Origin of the sequence: Paracidovorax cattleyae, from assembly GCF_900104515.1 — a bacterium.
Taxonomy (GTDB): Bacteria; Pseudomonadota; Gammaproteobacteria; order Burkholderiales; family Burkholderiaceae_C; genus Paracidovorax; species Paracidovorax cattleyae.
Genome location: NZ_FNJL01000028.1, coordinates 18,453 through 34,471 on the forward strand (window position 1 = coordinate 18,453; position 16,019 = coordinate 34,471).

23 protein-coding genes are annotated in these 16,019 nt (G+C 66.3%); 10 read left to right on the top strand and 13 right to left on the bottom strand.

Translation table 11 applies throughout. The features are described 5' to 3' along the window. The first annotated feature begins 91 nt into the window (after positions 1-91). From msuE to BLR05_RS19640, 3 genes are read left to right on the top strand one after another with little or no spacing between them, the layout of a single operon-like run. Positions 92-673 carry an FMN reductase gene (msuE, locus tag BLR05_RS19630; protein WP_092837724.1) on the top strand — a complete coding sequence of 194 codons (582 nt, stop codon included), beginning with the start codon at positions 92-94 and terminating at the stop codon, positions 671-673. 46 nt (positions 674-719) lie between these two features. Beyond that, positions 720-1,703, top strand: coding sequence for a DUF1852 domain-containing protein (locus BLR05_RS19635; protein ID WP_092837726.1), 984 nt, complete (start codon positions 720-722; stop codon positions 1,701-1,703). Positions 1,704-1,752: 49 nt separating this feature from the next. Beyond that, positions 1,753-2,778 (top strand): methionine synthase, encoded by a 1,026-nt coding sequence (locus BLR05_RS19640; RefSeq protein ID WP_092837729.1) that lies wholly within the window; start codon positions 1,753-1,755, stop codon positions 2,776-2,778. 10 nt (positions 2,779-2,788) lie between these two features. On the opposite strand, the gene BLR05_RS19645 is transcribed toward BLR05_RS19640, so the two are convergent. Beyond that, positions 2,789-3,475, bottom strand: a complete 687-nt coding sequence (locus BLR05_RS19645; protein ID WP_092837732.1) for a phosphohydrolase — start codon at positions 3,473-3,475, stop codon at positions 2,789-2,791. Positions 3,476-3,497: 22 nt separating this feature from the next. Next, positions 3,498-4,580, bottom strand: coding sequence for a site-specific integrase (locus BLR05_RS19650; RefSeq protein WP_092837735.1), 1,083 nt, complete (start codon positions 4,578-4,580; stop codon positions 3,498-3,500). Positions 4,581-4,706: 126 nt separating this feature from the next. Between BLR05_RS19650 and BLR05_RS19655 the strand changes: the two genes are divergently transcribed. Together BLR05_RS19655 and BLR05_RS19660 are read left to right on the top strand one after the other, a co-directional pair. Continuing rightward, on the top strand, positions 4,707-5,693 hold the full coding sequence (locus BLR05_RS19655) for a DNA-binding protein (RefSeq protein ID WP_092837738.1): 987 nt from the start codon (positions 4,707-4,709) through the stop codon (positions 5,691-5,693). 174 nt (positions 5,694-5,867) lie between these two features. Further along, entirely contained in the window at positions 5,868-6,248 is a 381-nt protein-coding gene (locus BLR05_RS19660; protein WP_092837741.1) for a hypothetical protein, read from the top strand. A 67-nt stretch (positions 6,249-6,315) separates the two neighbouring features. Here BLR05_RS19660 and BLR05_RS26630 read toward each other — a convergent pair whose 3' ends face one another. The 10 genes from BLR05_RS26630 to BLR05_RS19700 form a co-directional block, all read right to left on the bottom strand. After that, the gene (locus tag BLR05_RS26630) at positions 6,316-6,471 is read right to left on the bottom strand and encodes a hypothetical protein (protein WP_167361303.1); all 156 of its coding nucleotides are present in this window, start codon (positions 6,469-6,471) and stop codon (positions 6,316-6,318) included. Further along, positions 6,468-6,635: a hypothetical protein gene (locus tag BLR05_RS26635; protein WP_167361304.1), complete on the bottom strand. Its 168-nt coding sequence runs from the start codon at positions 6,633-6,635 to the stop codon at positions 6,468-6,470. The genes BLR05_RS26630 and BLR05_RS26635 overlap by 4 nt, the downstream gene beginning before the upstream one ends. Then, entirely contained in the window at positions 6,632-6,823 is a 192-nt protein-coding gene (locus tag BLR05_RS19665) for a hypothetical protein (protein WP_092837744.1), read from the bottom strand. The genes BLR05_RS26635 and BLR05_RS19665 overlap by 4 nt, the downstream gene beginning before the upstream one ends. A gap of 442 nt (positions 6,824-7,265) precedes the next feature. Next, the gene (locus BLR05_RS19670; protein WP_092837747.1) at positions 7,266-7,775 is read right to left on the bottom strand and encodes a hypothetical protein; all 510 of its coding nucleotides are present in this window, start codon (positions 7,773-7,775) and stop codon (positions 7,266-7,268) included. Further along, on the bottom strand, positions 7,775-8,170 hold the full coding sequence (locus BLR05_RS19675; RefSeq protein ID WP_107204784.1) for a hypothetical protein: 396 nt from the start codon (positions 8,168-8,170) through the stop codon (positions 7,775-7,777). The genes BLR05_RS19670 and BLR05_RS19675 overlap by 1 nt, the downstream gene beginning before the upstream one ends. Further along, complete coding sequence (locus tag BLR05_RS27665; RefSeq protein ID WP_353615684.1) at positions 8,167-8,841, bottom strand: glycoside hydrolase family 24 protein; 675 nt, start codon at positions 8,839-8,841, stop codon at positions 8,167-8,169. Before BLR05_RS27665 ends, BLR05_RS19675 begins: the two co-directional genes overlap by 4 nt. After that, a complete protein-coding gene (locus BLR05_RS19685) occupies positions 8,838-9,119 on the bottom strand; it encodes a hypothetical protein (RefSeq protein ID WP_092837753.1) in 282 nt (93 codons plus the stop codon). Before BLR05_RS19685 ends, BLR05_RS27665 begins: the two co-directional genes overlap by 4 nt. 42 nt (positions 9,120-9,161) lie before the next feature. Continuing rightward, positions 9,162-9,791, bottom strand: a complete 630-nt coding sequence (locus BLR05_RS19690; protein WP_092837756.1) for a hypothetical protein — start codon at positions 9,789-9,791, stop codon at positions 9,162-9,164. Beyond that, positions 9,788-10,390 carry a hypothetical protein gene (locus BLR05_RS19695; protein WP_143015961.1) on the bottom strand — a complete coding sequence of 201 codons (603 nt, stop codon included), beginning with the start codon at positions 10,388-10,390 and terminating at the stop codon, positions 9,788-9,790. Before BLR05_RS19695 ends, BLR05_RS19690 begins: the two co-directional genes overlap by 4 nt. Further along, positions 10,380-10,685 (bottom strand): hypothetical protein, encoded by a 306-nt coding sequence (locus tag BLR05_RS19700; RefSeq protein WP_092837762.1) that lies wholly within the window; start codon positions 10,683-10,685, stop codon positions 10,380-10,382. Before BLR05_RS19700 ends, BLR05_RS19695 begins: the two co-directional genes overlap by 11 nt. On the opposite strand from BLR05_RS19700, the gene BLR05_RS26065 reads away from it, so the two are divergent. After that, the gene (locus tag BLR05_RS26065; RefSeq protein ID WP_143015962.1) at positions 10,680-10,973 is read left to right on the top strand and encodes a hypothetical protein; all 294 of its coding nucleotides are present in this window, start codon (positions 10,680-10,682) and stop codon (positions 10,971-10,973) included. The two genes, BLR05_RS19700 and BLR05_RS26065, sit on opposite strands and share 6 nt — an antisense overlap. Before the next feature lie 105 nt (positions 10,974-11,078). On the opposite strand, the gene BLR05_RS19705 is transcribed toward BLR05_RS26065, so the two are convergent. Then, a complete protein-coding gene (locus BLR05_RS19705) occupies positions 11,079-12,206 on the bottom strand; it encodes a porin (RefSeq protein ID WP_225978869.1) in 1,128 nt (375 codons plus the stop codon). 226 nt (positions 12,207-12,432) lie between these two features. Between BLR05_RS19705 and BLR05_RS19710 the strand changes: the two genes are divergently transcribed. From BLR05_RS19710 to BLR05_RS19725, 4 genes are read left to right on the top strand one after another with little or no spacing between them, the layout of a single operon-like run. After that, positions 12,433-13,338 carry a proline iminopeptidase-family hydrolase gene (locus BLR05_RS19710; protein WP_092837768.1) on the top strand — a complete coding sequence of 302 codons (906 nt, stop codon included), beginning with the start codon at positions 12,433-12,435 and terminating at the stop codon, positions 13,336-13,338. Between the two features lie 13 nt (positions 13,339-13,351). Further along, positions 13,352-14,227, top strand: a complete 876-nt coding sequence (locus tag BLR05_RS19715) for a carbon-nitrogen hydrolase family protein (RefSeq protein WP_092837771.1) — start codon at positions 13,352-13,354, stop codon at positions 14,225-14,227. Further along, on the top strand, positions 14,224-15,147 hold the full coding sequence (locus tag BLR05_RS19720) for an ABC transporter permease (protein ID WP_092837774.1): 924 nt from the start codon (positions 14,224-14,226) through the stop codon (positions 15,145-15,147). The genes BLR05_RS19715 and BLR05_RS19720 overlap by 4 nt, the downstream gene beginning before the upstream one ends. Next, positions 15,144-16,016, top strand: coding sequence for an ABC transporter permease (locus BLR05_RS19725; RefSeq protein ID WP_092837777.1), 873 nt, complete (start codon positions 15,144-15,146; stop codon positions 16,014-16,016). The genes BLR05_RS19720 and BLR05_RS19725 overlap by 4 nt, the downstream gene beginning before the upstream one ends. The last annotated feature ends 3 nt before the right edge of the window (positions 16,017-16,019 follow it).

A 16,019-nucleotide genomic window follows, 5' to 3' on the forward strand; every position in this document is an offset into this window, starting at 1 on the left:
CTGATTCATGGATTGTTGAAATAAAACCATTTTACTTCATTGGTTGAGATCCATAGCATCCCCCATCGAAGCATTCACAGGAAGGAAAAACATGACGCGCCCACTTCGCCTGGCCGCAGTCTCCGGCGGGCTGCAATCTCCCTCCAGGACCGCCACGCTGGCAGAGCACCTGCTGGACCTGATCGCGCAGGACGTACCTTGCGAACAGCACCTGGTCGAGCTGGGCCGGCTCGCACCGCAGTTCGCGGGCGCGGTCCGCCGGACCGAGCTGCCCGATGCGGTGGAGCGGGAGCTCGCGACCGTCGAACAGGCCGATGTCCTGGTAGTGGCGACACCGGTGTACCGCGGCTCCTACAGCGGCCTGTTCAAGCACTTCTTCGATTTCATCGACCAGGACGCCCTGATCGACAAGCCCGTCCTGCTGGCGGCCACCGGCGGCAGCGAGCGCCATGCGCTGGTGATCGAGCACCAGCTGCGGCCGCTGTTCAGCTTCTTCCAGGCGCGTACGCTGCCGCTCGGCGTCTATGCGACCGACAAGGACTTCTTGGACTACCGGCTACGGGACGAAGCCCTGGCGGAGCGGGCGAGGCTGGCCGTCGAAAGGGCATTGCCGTTGCTGGGGTTGGCGCGCGCAGCCAGGCCCCTCCCGATGGAAGAGCTGGCCGAAGCCTGAAGCATGAACCCACCCATCACCCAAGAACCTGCCCACTGGAACTGCGATGCACCAGGAACTCCAATTCACGCTCAAGAGCATCTGTTTCGATGAGGACTACCAGCCATCGGACAGCACGCGCATCACCACGAACTTCGCGAACCTGGCCCGGGGACCGAACCGCCGGCAGAACCTGCGCAACACGCTCAGGATGATCGACAACCGCTTCAATGACCTCGCGCACTGGGACAACCCGGCGGGCGATCGCTATGCCGTCGCGCTGGAGATCGTCTCCGTCGAGATGCGCATCGGCGCCGCCGGCGGCAACGGCACGTTCCCGTTGATCGAGATCCTGAAGACCAGCATGCTCGACAGGCAGACGAACCAACGCATCGACGGCATCGCGGGGAACAATTTTTCCTCGTATGTCCGCGATTACGACTTCAGCGTCCTGCTGCCGGACTACAACGCCGATCGTGCGGAGTTCGGCACCCCGGACGACTTCGGGGACCTGCATGGAAAGCTGTTCAAGCAGTTCGCCCGATCGGACGCCTACAGCCAGCACTTCAGCAAGCCACCCGTCATCTGCATCAGCGTGTCCACCAGCAGGACGTACGAGCGGACCGGCAACCGGCATCCCGTGCTGGGCATCGAGTACCGACAGGACGAGCTGTCCTCGACCGACCGGTATTTCGCCAAGATGGGGATGCAGGTCCGTTTCTTCATGCCCCCGAATAGCGTGGCACCGTTGGCGTTCTACTTCCACGGCGACCTGCCGAACGACTACACGCCTCTGGAACTGATCGGCACCATCAGCACCATGGAGACGTTCCAGAAGATCTACCGCCCGGAGATCTACAACGCCAACTCGGCCGCCGGCGCGCTCTATCGACCGAGCCTGAAAAACCAGGACTACTCGCTGACGCAGATCGTGTATGACCGGGTCGAGCGCAGCCAGCTGGCGGTCCAGCAGGGCAGGTTCGCGGAGGAGCACTTCATCAAGCCGTACAGGAACGTGCTGGACCGATGGGCGGCCGCCTGCCCGCTCTGAATGCCGCCCGCCCCGACCATTTCTCTTTATTTGAAAGGATTCCCCCCCGATGTTCGAAACCTCCATTGCCGGCAGCCTCCCGAAGCCCGCCTGGCTGGCCGAAACCCACAAGCTCTGGCCCCAGTGGAGGGCCGAGGGCGAGGCATTGCGCCAGGCCAAGGCCGACGCGACGCTGCTGTGGATCAAGGCCCAGGAAGACGCGGGCCTGGACATCGTGTGCGACGGTGAGCAGTCGCGCCAGCACTTCGTGCACGGCTTCCTCGAGCAGGTCGAAGGCATCGACTTCGAGCACAAGGTGAAGATGGGCATCCGCGACAACCGCTACGACGCGATGGTGCCGCAGGTGGTCTCGAGCCTGCGCCTGAAAGGCCGCGTGCACGCCTTCGAGGCGCAGCTGGCGCGCGCCCACACGAAAAAGAAGCTGAAATTCACCCTGCCGGGCCCGATGACCATCGTCGATACCGTGGCGGACCGCTTCTACGGCGACAAGGTGAAAATGGCTTTCGCGTTCGCGGAACTGCTCAACCAGGAAGCGCTCGCCCTGCAGGCCGATGGCGTGGACATCATCCAGTTCGACGAGCCCGCCTTCAATGTGTACATGAAGGATGCTGCCGACTGGGGCGTGCAGGCGCTCGAGCGCGCGGCGCAGGGACTGACCTGCACGACGGCCGTGCACATCTGCTACGGCTACGGCATCAAAGCCAATACCGACTGGAAGAGCACGCTGGGCGACGAATGGCGCCAGTACGAGACGGTGTTCCCCGCGCTGGCCCGAAGCCGCATCGATCAGGTGAGCCTGGAATGCATCCATTCCCACGTGCCGCCCGACCTGATGCGGCTGCTGGCCGGCAAGGACGTGATGGTCGGTGTGATCGACGTGGCGAGCGACGTGGTCGAGACGCCGGAGGAGGTGGCCGACACCATCGGCCGCGCCCTCGAGTTCGTGCCGAAGGAGCGGCTGTTTCCATGCACCAATTGCGGACTGGCCCCGATGGGGCGCGACGTGGCGTGGCGCAAGCTCCAGGCGCTGGCGGAAGGCTCGAAACTGGCGAAAGAGCGGCTGGCCACGGCGTGAAGCCATCGGGTCATCGCTTCGGCGAGGCGCCAAATAGATGCTCTCGGCAGGCGCCTGCCCTCTGTGCATTGCGCCGGGCCAGTGCATCCTGCAGTGCGGCATGAAAGCGCTCGGCCGCTACGTCGAGCGGCCAGGGCTCCCAGGGTGTGTCGCCGTATCGGGCCGCCAGCGGGTCGATGCCCATCACGGGCGCATCGATGCGCAGAATGTCGCGTACCTCGCCATGCGTCCAGCCTACGCAATGCACGGCCTCGGTGGCTGCGGCGGCCAGATCCGCCGCCTTGTGCAGCCGGTGGCCCTCCGGCGTCCAGTCCGGCAAACCGTAGCGCTGCGCGACCGCCTGCATGAGCCGGTCCGCCACGGCGCGGAAGGGTTCGCCCAGCACGGCCTTCAGCGGCGAGATGCAATCGAACCCCAGGAAACCTTCTTCCGCGTCGTGCAGGATTTCCTGCAGTTCTTCCCCGGCGCTCAGCGGCCCCGGAGCGACGGCTCGCCGGAGCTCCAGCACCAGCAGCGAATGCTGCGCGACCGACAACGGCAGCGGCCACGCCGACTCGCCGCCCCAGCGGGCCGTGCGCGACAGCCGCACCGCCAGGTCCCTGTCGGTCCACGCGCCAGGGTCCGGATCGATCAGGTCGAGGTGCGCGCCGGAGGGCAGTCGCATCCAGGCGCGGGGAAGCAGGGAGCCGGAATTCATGCCTGCATTGTGCGGGGCAAATTCAGGACCGGTCGGGCGGTGCCTTGGGGTCGAGCAGATGGGCCGCCTGGCTCGACCCGGTCGAACGGAAATACCCCATGACGGTCGCAACGCTGCGGTGCCCCGTCATGGCCATCGTGTCGGCCAGGGGCACGTTCTGGGACGCCGCCTCGGTGACGAAGCCCGACCGCAGCGAATGCGCGGAGTAGTCCTCGGACAGCCCGGCGGCCCGCGCGCGTTCCTTGACGATGTCGCGCACCGCGGCAGGGGACAGCGCACCCGCCAGCCTGCCGCCCTTCAATACCCGCCGGAACACCGGCCCCTCCGTGATGCGCGCGGCTTCCACCCAGGCCTGCAGGGCTTCTCCGGCCATGCCGGCGATGGGTTTGTAGTTTTCCGGCCGGTCCGCCGCGTGCTGGTTGGTCTTGGAGTGGGCCAGCACGAACGTGAACGACGACACCCCGTGCCGCCGCAGGTGCTTCATGTCGGCGCCGGCAACTTCCGAACGGCGCCGCCCGCCGCTGGCGAACGCGAAAAGAAGCAGGGCGCGGTCCCGCAGGCCCTTGAGCGTTGACAGGTCGCAGGTTTCCAGCATGGCCATCAGCGGGTCCTTCGTCAGCGCGTCCTTCTTCCGGGGCAGGTCGCCACGCTTGCCGTAGGCCCGGCGAGTCTTGGCCAGCAGGTCGCGGATCTTCGCGTCCTGGCAGGGATTCTCGACCTCCTTGAGTTGGTGGGTTTTCGAGAGCACCGCGATCCGGTGCACCAGCGTGTTGAGGGCCATGGGGCCCGGCTTGCCCTTGAACCCGGCCTGCACCAGGACCGCATCGATCGCGGGCGGCAATTCGTGGAGCAGCCCGTCGGCCGAGCTACGCTGGGCGTGGTCCACGATGAACTGCAGCACCGCGGCCGGCGGCACGGGGAGCGTGATCGGCTGCCCATAGCGCAGGTTGAACCAGGCCGCCCAGTACCGCAGGGCAGAGCGGTAACTCGCCAGGGTGTTGGCCGACTCGCCTTCGCGCATCAGCTCCTCCACGGCCTGCGCAGTCGCGTCGGACAGCATTTCCGGCTGCAGCGCGGGCAGGTTTCCCGGTTTGGGCAGGGGCATGGGCACGCGAGAACCAGGCGATTTGCGTGTTTTCATACATACAATGTATTGTTTTATACATTACATGTCACGTCACTCACGATAAGAACCTCTTATCGTGGGTAATTGCAGGAAGGGGAGAGGACGATGCCAGCCAAAATGCTGAGAGGACCGCGCGGTGTGCAGATGGAAGAGGTCTGGGCGGCGGCCGATGCGGTGCTCGCGCTGGGCGAGCGCCCCACCGTCGAAAGGGTGCGGCACCAACTGGGCAGGGGGTCGCCGAACACGGTGGGGCCCATGCTCGACAGCTGGTACGCGACGCTGGCCAGGCGGCTCCAGGCGCCGGCAGACACCCCGGACCCCGCGGAAGGTGTCGAGCAAGCCTTGCCCGCACCCGTTGTCCGGGCGGCGAAAGCGCTGTGGGCCCGGGCGCTGCAGCAGGCGGACGAATCGGCGGCCGCCCGTCTCGCCCAGTCCCGCGCCGGACTGGATGCACAGGCCGAAGCCCTGCGCCTGATCCAGGACGAGCTGGCGCGGGAAAAGCAACGCCTGGACGACCGTGGAGAGGCCTACGTGGTCGCCCTGCAGGCCCGCGACGCCCAGATCGCCGAAGCGGCGCGGCAGGCCCGGGAACTGCAGCAGCAATTCCTGGCCTGCCGGCAGCAGCTGGACACGGCCCGTTCCGACAACGCCCAACTGCGCAAGACCGCGGACGCGGACCGGAAACGCCAGGAAGCCCGGGAAGCAGACCACCAGGCCGAACGTGCCCGCCTCGAAGAACGGGCCCAGGCCCAGGAACGCCGGCTCCACGCCGAAGTGGACCGGGCCCGCCAGGAATCCCGGCGGCTGGCGCTCCAGCTGGAAAGCGAACAGAAGAAATCCGCCAAGGCGCTCTCCGATGCCCGGGACCGGGCGCGGGCACTCGAAGGCCAGGTCGGCACGCTGCACGCCGACAATGCCAACCTCGCGCAGGACCTGCAGGCGGTCCGGGATGAGGCCCGGCAACTGCAGCGCAAGCTCGACGATCGCAGCGGCGAGATGCTGGCCATGCTGAGTGAGTTGAGGGACAGGTTGCCGGTCAGCTCGCCTAAAAGGACGGCGGCCTCGACGAGGGTCAGGAAGGCAAAAGGGTGAAGACACTGGGGGTGGCTTGCTGCACGATGGTGAGGACTCCCGAGTCTGCATCGGTTTTATAGTTTGACATAATATACATCGTATCTACCTGATTATCGCCATCGCCAGCGTCGCCGGAATCTTGATCCGCAGATCCCCCCGTATCTACGCCAGGACGCCTGCCGTACTGGCGGCATGAAGCAACTGGCACCCCGCGCGCTGCCCGCTCTGTCGCAGCTCCTGCCCGACCTGGGCAACCCATCACCCGCCGAGCTGGCCCGTTACCTGGGGGTCAGCGTGCGCACCGCGTACGGCTGGAAGGCCCTCGACAGGGCTCCGCGGGCCGTACTGCTGGCCCTTTTTTGGGAATCGAGTTACGGCCTGTCCACGCTGGACTGCGAGCTCCACAACACCGCGATGGTGTGGAAAAACCTGAGTGAATCACAGGGTCTTGAAATGGCGAATTTGCGGGCACGCATCGCCCGACTGGAGCGCATCGGGGACTTCGGCTGCGCCAACGACCCCCATGAAAAAGGGCCGCACGCGGCGGCCCTTTTCGTCAGCGGCGCTTCTTGAAGCGGCCGTTCTTCCCCCGCGGCGGGGTGCGCTTGCGCGTGCGTTTGCGTGCCATGGCTTTCTCCTTTCAGTGGGTGCCTGGTTCGCCCCAGGCGTTGCGGATGAAGGTCCGGCCCTGGGGCCAGTTGGACATGATCACGGCCGCCAGCAGCGCGCCGCAGATCAGGATGATGGTTTCGCGCCCGATTTCCGCAGGCGACGGCAGGAAGGCCGGCAGCTTCACTTCGACCCCCCGCGCCCATCGATGCGCCGGTGGGCCTCCGTGGCCGAATCCCGGGCCGCGGTGGCGATTTCCAGGGCACGGGCAAGGTCAGCCCGGATCGCCCCGTACACGCCCGCTCCGGTGGCGATCATGCCCAAAATCTGGACAAGCAGTTCATGGTTCACGGTGCCACCTTCGGCGCCGTGGCGCCCTTGTCCGGCAGCAGCACGCCGAGGATGCCCGTGGCGGCCACGCCGACCTGCACGGCCAAATCCACCGTGCCCGGCGGCAGGCCGAACACGACGCCGAGCGCCGAGATTGCGGCCCAGGTGGACGGCTCGCGCATGCGGCCGAGGATGTATTGCAGCTTCATCTTTTCCCCTCATCAACCCCATACGCCCGCGCCCGAGTAGTCGGGCACGATGGTTTCGGGCGGCGTGTAGGCGCTGGGGTTGTTGTAGCGCCCGCCCCCCCGTGCTCCACCCAGGCACGGCCGGTGCCGGCGTCCCCGTGTAGTAGCTGCTGTTGTGATCGTCCTGTTCCGGGTGCAGCCATCGGTAGATGGCGGTACCGAACGTGTCTTGCTCATACCCCGGGACGGACTGAACGGCCCGATTGACCGTTTGGTAGGCCACGTTGTCCGGGCTCCATGGCGTGATGGCCGTCGCTGCCTGGCTTCCCCAGGCTGCCAGTTGGTCCACGTAGCCCCCGGTCCCTGCCACGGCCTGCGATATACGCCGCCCGGCCCACACGACGAGGCCCACGCCGGCGGCCACCAGCACCACGCGCACCGCGAGGCCCTGCGCGTCCATCGGTCAGTACCCCATCGCCGCTGCGGCGTTGATGCCGCCGCGCTGCAGGTTGAACATGTAGAGCTCGCTGTCGCTCATCTGGTGCGTGCTGCCGTCCGCATAGGTGCGTAGGCCCGCGGCGCTGACGGTGGACGAGAAGTCACGCGCCGGAGCCGGCGCCGCCGACATCCCGCCCCAGGCCGCGCCGGACGACGATGCCACCGGAGCCGGCGCAGCGGCCACGAATACCGACTCGACGCGCTGCGGCTTGACCTGGTTCACCGGGGCCGGCGACGCCGCCACCTTGTCCGCGACGTGCGCGTTTTTCAGGGCATCTGCGAGCGATGGCATCGTGCCACCCCAGGCCGCCGCCGTGGTGCTGGAGGCATTGCCCAGGGCCGCATTCAGCGCCCCCGCATTGCTGGTCAGCACGCCCGTGCCCGCGGCCTCGCTGGCGGCCTGCCGCTTGCGCATGTAGAGCAGTGCCACGATGGCCGCCGCAGCGGCCACGCCGATGACGATTCGCCTCTCCATCACATGGTCCCGTAAGGTAGTTGCATCGAGTCCCAGGGCGCGTAGTTGCTCGGGTTGTACGCCAGCCCATCATCGGCCACATATGCCGATGGGTTGTTGTAGCGCGGCCCGTCCGAGCCCTGCGGCGTCACGTCCCATGGGGTCTGCGAGCGGCCGTCCCAGGTGCCCAACAGGGGCGTGCTGGAGCCGCTCGACCCGCCGCCACCAAACAGCTTTCCGAGCGCGCCCACGCCAGCGGCCAGTAGCGCTGCGGCGTTGTTGTTGCGCTGCTGCTGCTGGCCGGCATAGACCGGCTGCGCGTAAGCGCGCCGACTCATCATGTAGTAGGCCCCGATGCCGATCACCGCGAGCAGAAGCAGGTTCGTCGGATTGGGGGATGGTGCTGCTGCGCTCATGCGAGATTTCCTCCTGCCTGCTGATACACGCCCATGAGCGCCATCAGGCTGCGCTCCGGTTGGCTGTAGCCCGCGCCTGGCAGGCTGGCCCACACCTTCGCCACCTTCGCGATGGCGGCCGACACTCGGCCCGCGTCCACGTCATTGAGCGCGCCACGCTCCCGGATCAGTTCCAGTGCCGCGGCATCCTGGCTGTCCGGCCCGAAGTCGGGCAGGCCCAGCTTCGCGCGCAGCCCGTCCCAGGTGCGCGCCAGTATCTGATATCGCCCCGCCGCGCTGCTGGAGGTGTTCCGGAATGGCACGTAGATGCGCGGGTGGTCGGCGAACGAATCGAACTTGCCGCCGCCGAAGAGCGTGCGATATCCATCGTCGCCGGTCGTGCCTTCGGCCCACGCGATCATGTCCAAGAAGGCGCGCCGGTTGATCTGCGCCACGTCGGGCGGCACGGCCGCCGGCGCGTAGGTTGTCGGGTTGATTGCCACCATCACATCCTCAAAAAAATTGGTCTGCTGGTCCGGCTCATCGGGCATCGCTGCACCGCTGCCCGGCACCTCCGACCAGGGGGCGAACACGAGCCCGCCCATGTCGCCCGCGCTGGCCACCGCGGGGCGCCGCGCAGCGAATGCCGCCACTCCCAGCACGCCCACCAGGGCCAGCAGCCAGCGGATCATTCGTACACCTCAAAATAGGCCGCCGCATCGAACTGCCCGCCATCGGACGTGCGAACGAAATTCAGCTGCGCCGCGGATGCGGTGCTCGGGACGATGAGGCCCTGCACCGACGTGACTGAGCTCTGCACGAGGATGCGCGCCACGTAGGCCGTCGTCGCCATGGCCGCCGTGAAATTGATCGTGTACTGTCCCGCCCCGGTCCTCGACACGGATGTGACGTTGAAGCCGCGGACCAACGTCCCGTCACCGCGGAAGTAGCCCCACGCCTTGAGCGTCATGTTTGGCACTCCCCCGCCTTGCCCTGCAGTCACTGGCATGCTTCAGCCCTCCACCGTGACCACGTTGGCATTGCTTGCCACGTCGCCGATGGCGAATATGGCTTGCTCTGTCATCGTGCCTACGAGCTCGAACGCTCCGCCTGGCACCACGCGCACGCCGGCCGCCACTGTGGCCGCCTTGCCGAAGGCCAGATAGAGCGAGGCCGCCGCGTCCCGGTTCTGGACCAGCATGTATTGCCGCCCCACCTTCGCCGCGAGCAGTTGCGCACTTGCGTTGGTGACGGTCTTCTGCAGGTTGTCCATCACGGCCACCGGCTGCACGGCACTTGTCGTCGCGACGCTGCCTGACACCACGATGTTCCCGCTCGACACGGTGACCGTGCCGCCCTGCACCTGCACGGAGCCCTGCAGCCCGTCGATGAACTTCTGGTCCCCGATGAAGATGCGCACCGCGTTCGTCGCGCCGCTCATGTCCGTGATGTACAGGCGCTGAAACGGGCTGTCCTCCAGGCCCTGGCCGGCAATGAGGCCGCGCAGTTCGCCCCAATCAGCCTTAATCGCGATCTGCCCCGAAGACGCCATGATCTTCCAGTAATCGCCCGCGACCGTGAGCAGATAGGCGCCGTTCGCGGGCACCGTGAAATCGTAGAACTGAGAGGGTTTGAAACTCATTTTTTGATCGCCGCAAAGGCCACCACGGCCATGGCCGCGATGGCTCCCATGATCATCTTGTCCGTGAGCGCCCCGCGGCCCTTGGCGTCCGCGTAGGCGTCCTTCACGAGGTTCTGCGAATCGGCCAACGTGCCGTAGGCCCGATCCATCGCCGTGTTTCCGAACGACAGCGCACGGCTCAGCGCGTTCTCGCTGGAGCCCACTGCTGCGTCCAGCGCGTTGGCACCGAACGTGAGGGCGCGCGACATGGCCGCATCGCTGCTGCCCAAGGCATCTCCCACGACGTTGTAGGCCATCTGGCTGTTTCGCGTGGCGTTGCTGTCGGCGAAGGCCAGGGCGTCCGCGTTGGCGTCCGAGGCCATTCGCATGGCGTGCTCACCGAAGCCCAGCGCTCCGGCCAACGAATCGTTGGCGAAGTCCAGCGCACCATTTCCGAAGCCGAACGCCCGGTTCACCACGTCCGCGTCCAACGTGGTGTTGTTGGTGGTCGTCGAGTAGCTCACGTTGGAGCCCTCCGCGCTGATTCCGCCCTGCCCGATCACGCGCCGGTTGTCGGTCTGCGACGTGCTCTGATTAGTGCCGCTGCGGCTACCCGGCATCGACGGTGCCCGGCTGCGGCGCGGGCTCCGGCTTGCGCTCGCGCGCCGCCAGTTCCTGGCCCACGGCCTTGGACAGGCGCATGCCGATGGTGATGGTGGTCATGACGGCCGCGATTTCCGGCCCCCAGTCGCCCATTAGCTGCTGCAGGTTCCAGCCGCGCTTGTCGGCCACCGCGCCCCACACCTCGCCCAGTTGCTGCAGGGTTCCGTCATCGAGCACGGCGCGCGGACTCTGCACCTCCAGCACCACGCAGGACACCTCGCGGGCACCCCCGGAGAAATCAGCATCTTGCAAGCTGCGGAAATGAAAGGTTTGCAGTTGGAATGGAAACCTGACACCGGAGGCCGGTCCATAGAAGATGCAGCCCGTTTGATGGCGACTGCAGGGCGCGGCGTTCTGGTCATGGAATCAGGATCTCAAGCGCATGCGATCGCTTTTGCCGATGTCGGGCATGGGCGCATGATTACCTTCGATCCTGCACTGGGAGAATTTGAAGTCGCCCATGGTGAACTGGCACCCATGGTGGATGAAATGGCAAACCACAGGCCGCTGACGAAAGTCGAGGTGCTGGCGCTGGGGTAGGCGCGTGCGGCTACGCGTCGATGATCACGAACGCGCAGTAACTTGGCACGAGCAGGACATAGCAAATCACCGTCCTGCCGAGCCCGGCATATGTCGGCCTGCGCCTCAGAAGGAGTGGGTAAGGCCGACGGTGAACGCGGTCGAGCGTCCCCCCGGCGTCGGCACCGGCGACGACAGCCCGCCGATGCCCGCGAAGGTCATGGTATTGCCCCCCTTGTTGTCGATGCGGCCGACTTCGCCATAGAGGAACGTGCGTTTCGACAGGTGGTACATATAGCCCGCCGAAATCTTGCTGGCCTCGCGGCTGGCGTTCTTCACCTCGTAGTACGAAGCCTGGACCCGCACCGTATGGGGGCCGAACGGCGCGGTCGCCCCGATATTGAAGGTGTCGAAACGGAAACCCGGGATCGCGCCGCGCCCGGCCATCTGCTCGCGCTGGAAGAATGCCAGAGGCCTGATGAAACCGAGGTCATAGGCTGCACCGATATTGGCGGTCTTGTAATCGGCCGCATAGAAGGAAGTGCCGACGGTACGGATGGCGTCCATCTGCTGGCCGTAAGAAACCGAGACGTTCAGGGGACCGCCGGCATACCCGCCGCGCAGGCCCAGGTAATTGCCGCTCTTGCTGGTCGCCGCATTGGCCGCGCTGTTGCTGATGCCGCTGGCGTTGGCTGTCGGCACGGTGCTCGACGGGCGTTCGCCGAAAGCATATTGCACATGGCCGTAGAAACCGCCCAGGGTGCCCGGCAGGAAATACGCCACCGCGTTGTTGACGCGGAAAGCATTCTGGTTGGCACCGGCGGTGGAGACGCCGGGGGTTTCCATCTGGCCGACACCACGCGAGCCGGTGACGTCGAAGGTGTACTGGTTGACGAAGTGCGCGGCGAAGTCGCGGCCCATGCGCAATTCACCGAACGGGCTGCTCAGGCTGATGGTCGAGCGGCGCTGGAAATCGAACCCGGTGGTCGCACTGGCGCCGCCGCCGGTATCGTTCTGCACCGCGCCTTCCAACCGGAAACTTGCCGCCCATCCGCCCCCCAGGTCTTCGGAGCCTCGAAAACCAAGGCGGCTGGTAGTATTGCCGCCGGTCACCAGGCCGACCACATGGCCGGCGCCGCTGGACTTGATATAGCCTGCGCCGGCATCGATAGTGCCGTAGATCGAAACCGACGACTGCGCTGCGGCGCCGCCCGATGCCGAAATGACCGCCAGGACCATGAAAGACTTTTTCACATCGATTCTCCAGAAAGTGGATTCGTTGCAGTCGGGCCGGGGCGGTAGCGAAATCCAGTCATCGCAGTCACCCTATTCCCATTCGGATACGGCTCGAACCAAGGGTCACCGAATTTGAAACCATACGGGTGCCATAAAAAACTGTCAGTTCTTATAGTTGTGGCCCGCCGCCGAACCAACCAGAATTCCGCAATCATTGGAAGCATCGTACATCAGGAGAAAATGAATGTCGGCGAGCCACAGCAGTCGGGAGGGTTATGCGCCCTACAGGGAACATCGCACCTGGTATCGAATTACTGGAAATTCCGCTTCTGATAAAACCCCGTTGGTGATCGCACACGGCGGCCCCGGTTGCACCCACGATTACCTGCTGGCATTCCAGGACCTGGCGGACGACGGGCGCCTCGTCGTCCATTACGACCAGCTGGGCAACGGCCGGTCCAGCCACCTTCCCGAGGCGCCCGCCGGTTTCTGGACGATCGAGCTGTTTCTCGAAGAGCTCGACAACCTGTTGTCGCACCTCGACATATCCGATGCCTACCACCTGCTCGGTCACTCGTGGGGAGGCATGCTGGCGGCAGAACACGCAGTGCGGCAGCCGGCCGGCCTGCGGGCGCTGGTCATCGTGTCTTCGCCCTCCTCCTTCCCGGTCTGGGTGGCCGAGGCGCTGCGGCTGCGCGCACACCTGCCGGCGCCGGAGCGCATCGCCCTGGAACAACACGAGATGTCCGGCAGATTCGACCACCCCGATTATCTGAAGGCCACCGAGGCTTTTTATCGGCGCCATGTCTGCCGCTTGCCCGAGTGGCCCGACGAGGTAAAACATACCTTTGCCGCCATCGAATCCGACCCGACCGTCTATCACACCATGAACGGCCCCACCGAATTCCATGTCATCGGCAGCCTGAAAGACTGGCAGATCGACGCCCGGCTGCATGACGTCGTGGCACCCACCCTGATTATCTCGGGCCATTACGACGAAGCCACTCCGGCTTGTGTAGCGCCTTATGCGGCGCTGATTCCCGGCGCACGTGCCATTGTCATGCCCGACTCATCCCATATGTGCCACCTGGAAGAACGCGGTCCCACCATGCACGCGGTGGCGGACTTTCTGGCGCAGCATGAATCTTGAACGGGAGACCGCGATGATTTCTTCCACGTGTTTCGCCGTGGTGCAGCTTTGCAGCACCGCCGATGTTTCCGCGAACAATGCCGCCATCGCCGAGGCGATCGCCGAAGGCGCCGCGAACGGCGCGCGGCTCGTGTGTTTTCCGGAGGCCGCCAACCTGCTGCTGCGCGATAACCTGCAATATCCGGCGATCTGCGTGCCGGAAGCGGACGACACCACACTGGCGCTGTGCCGCTCGGCCGCACGCCGGGCGAAGGTCTGGGTGCACACCGGCTCTTTGCTGGTGCGCACCGAGGACGGCCAGCGCGTGTGGAACCGCAGCCACCTCGTCTCGCCCGAAGGAGAGGTCGTCGCGCGTTACGACAAACTGCACACCTTCGATGTCGAACTGGGCGGCGCCGGTACCTTCCAGGAGTCGGCCGCGGTGCGTCCGGGCGAAAACGGCCCGACACTCGTGAGCATCGACGCACTCGGGCTGACACTGGGCATGAGCATCTGCTACGACCTGCGGTTTCCCCATCTCTACCGCGCCCTCGCGCAGGCGGGCGCCACCGTGCTGATGGCGCCCTCCTCCTTCTCGGTGGTCACCGGCCCGCTGCACTGGGAAACCCTGCTCAAGGCGCGCGCCATCGAGACCGGCAGCTACGTGGTAGCGGCGGCACAGTGCGGTGAACGCGACGGCGTGCGGGTGTACGGCCACAGCCGCGTCATTTCGCCCTTCGGCGAGGTCATCGCCGCGGCCGGCGACACACCGGCCATCATCTACGCCGACATCGACCCCGAGCGGGTGCGGCAGACCCGCGTGCGCCTGCCCAGCCTGGCGCGCGGCCGCACCCTGGGCGAAATCCGCCATATCCAGGTGCCTGCCGTGGCACCGGGAGGACTGCCGTGAGCCGCCGACAATGGATGGTGCGCCTTGCCCGTGCGCTGCTGACCTTCTGGTGCGTGGTCACGCTGACCTTCGTTGTGCTGCGCCTGTCAGGCGACCCGGCGGTGGCCATGCTCAGCCCGGATGCGCGGGCCGACGAGATCGCACAGTTCCGCAAGACCTGGCATCTCGACGACCCGCTCGGCGCCCAGTACCTGAGTTACCTCTCGCACCTGGCGCAGGGTGATTTCGGCATTTCCTACCAGGACGGCCGCCCCGCCTGGGCCAGCGTCCGCGAAAAACTGCCCAACAGCGTGACGCTCGCGGGCGCCTCCTACCTCATCGCCATCCTGGTCGGCATTCCGGCCGGCATCGTGGCCGCGGTGAACCGCAACGGCTGGATCGACCGCGCCGTGATGTCGCTGTCGGTCTTCGGTTTCGCCATGCCGAGCTTCTTCCTCGGCGTGCTGCTGATCCTGCTGTTTTCCTTCACCCTGCGCTGGCTGCCCAGTTCGGGCGCCGGTGGCTGGCAGCATCTGCTGATGCCGGCCGCCACCCTCGGCCTGTACATCGCCGGCACGCTGGCGCGCTTCACCCGATCCGCGATGCTCGAAGTACTGGGGAGGCCGTACGTGCGCACGGCGCGCGCCAAAGGCGCCAGCCCGCTGCGCTGCATCTTCGTGCACGCCCTGCCCAACGCGGCGATTCCCATCGTCACCGTCATCGGCCTGAACGTCGGCGCCATCGTCGGCGGTGCGGTGGTCGTCGAGACGGTCTTCGGCTGGCCCGGCATCGGCCGGCTGCTGGTGACCGCCGTGTCGGCCCGCGACCTGTCGCTGGTGCAACTGCTGGTGCTGATGCTGGCCTGCATCATGGTCGGCGCCAACCTGCTGGTCGACCTGCTGTATGCGGTGCTCGACCCCCGCGTGCGGGTGCAGCGATGAAACGGCCGAGCGCGTTTCCCCTGCCGGTGGCGGCGGCCGTGGCCCTGCTTGCCGCCCTGCTGCTGTTCGCGCTGTCCGGCGCCGCCCTGGCGCCCGCGGGCGGAGGGCATTTCAACCTGGCGGCCCGCCTGCTGCCACCGGTCGGGTTCGGTGGCGAAACCGGGCATTTCCTCGGCACCGACGTGCTGGGGCGCGACCTGGTCGCCCGCCTGGCATCGGGCTTGAGGGTGTCCCTGCTGGTCGCGCTGGCCGGAACGCTGGTCGGCGCCATCGCCGGCATCCTGATCGGCCTGGCGGCGGCACACCTGCGCGGATGGGTCGACCAACTGCTGATGATGCTGGTCGATATCCAGTCGTCCCTGCCTTTCATCCTGATCGCGCTGACGCTGCTGGCCTTCTTCGGCAATTCGCTGCTGCTCGCCGTCGGCCTGATGTCGCTCTATGGCTGGGAACACTATGCGCGGATCACCCGCGGCATCGTGCTGTCGGCGCGTGCTCAGCCCTATGCCGAGGCGGTGGTCACGTTGGGCGCCTCGCCCTGGCGGCTGTACCGTCGCCATGTGTTCGCGAATATCGCCAGTGCGCTCATCGTCCAGCTGACGCTCACCTTCCCGCAGATCATCCTGCTCGAATCCGCCCTGAGTTTCCTGGGGCTGGGCATCCAGCCACCGCTGGTGAGCCTCGGCCAGATCATGGGCGACGGCCGCGATTCCCTGTCGACCGCCTGGTGGATCTGCGTGGTGCCCGGCATCCTGATTCTGGCGATGACCCTGGCCATCAGCATCGTCGGCGACTGGCTGCGCGACCGGCTCGACCCGACGCTGCGTTCTTCCCAGGCCGCCACACTGGGACCCGCGCAAGGCGGCTGAACC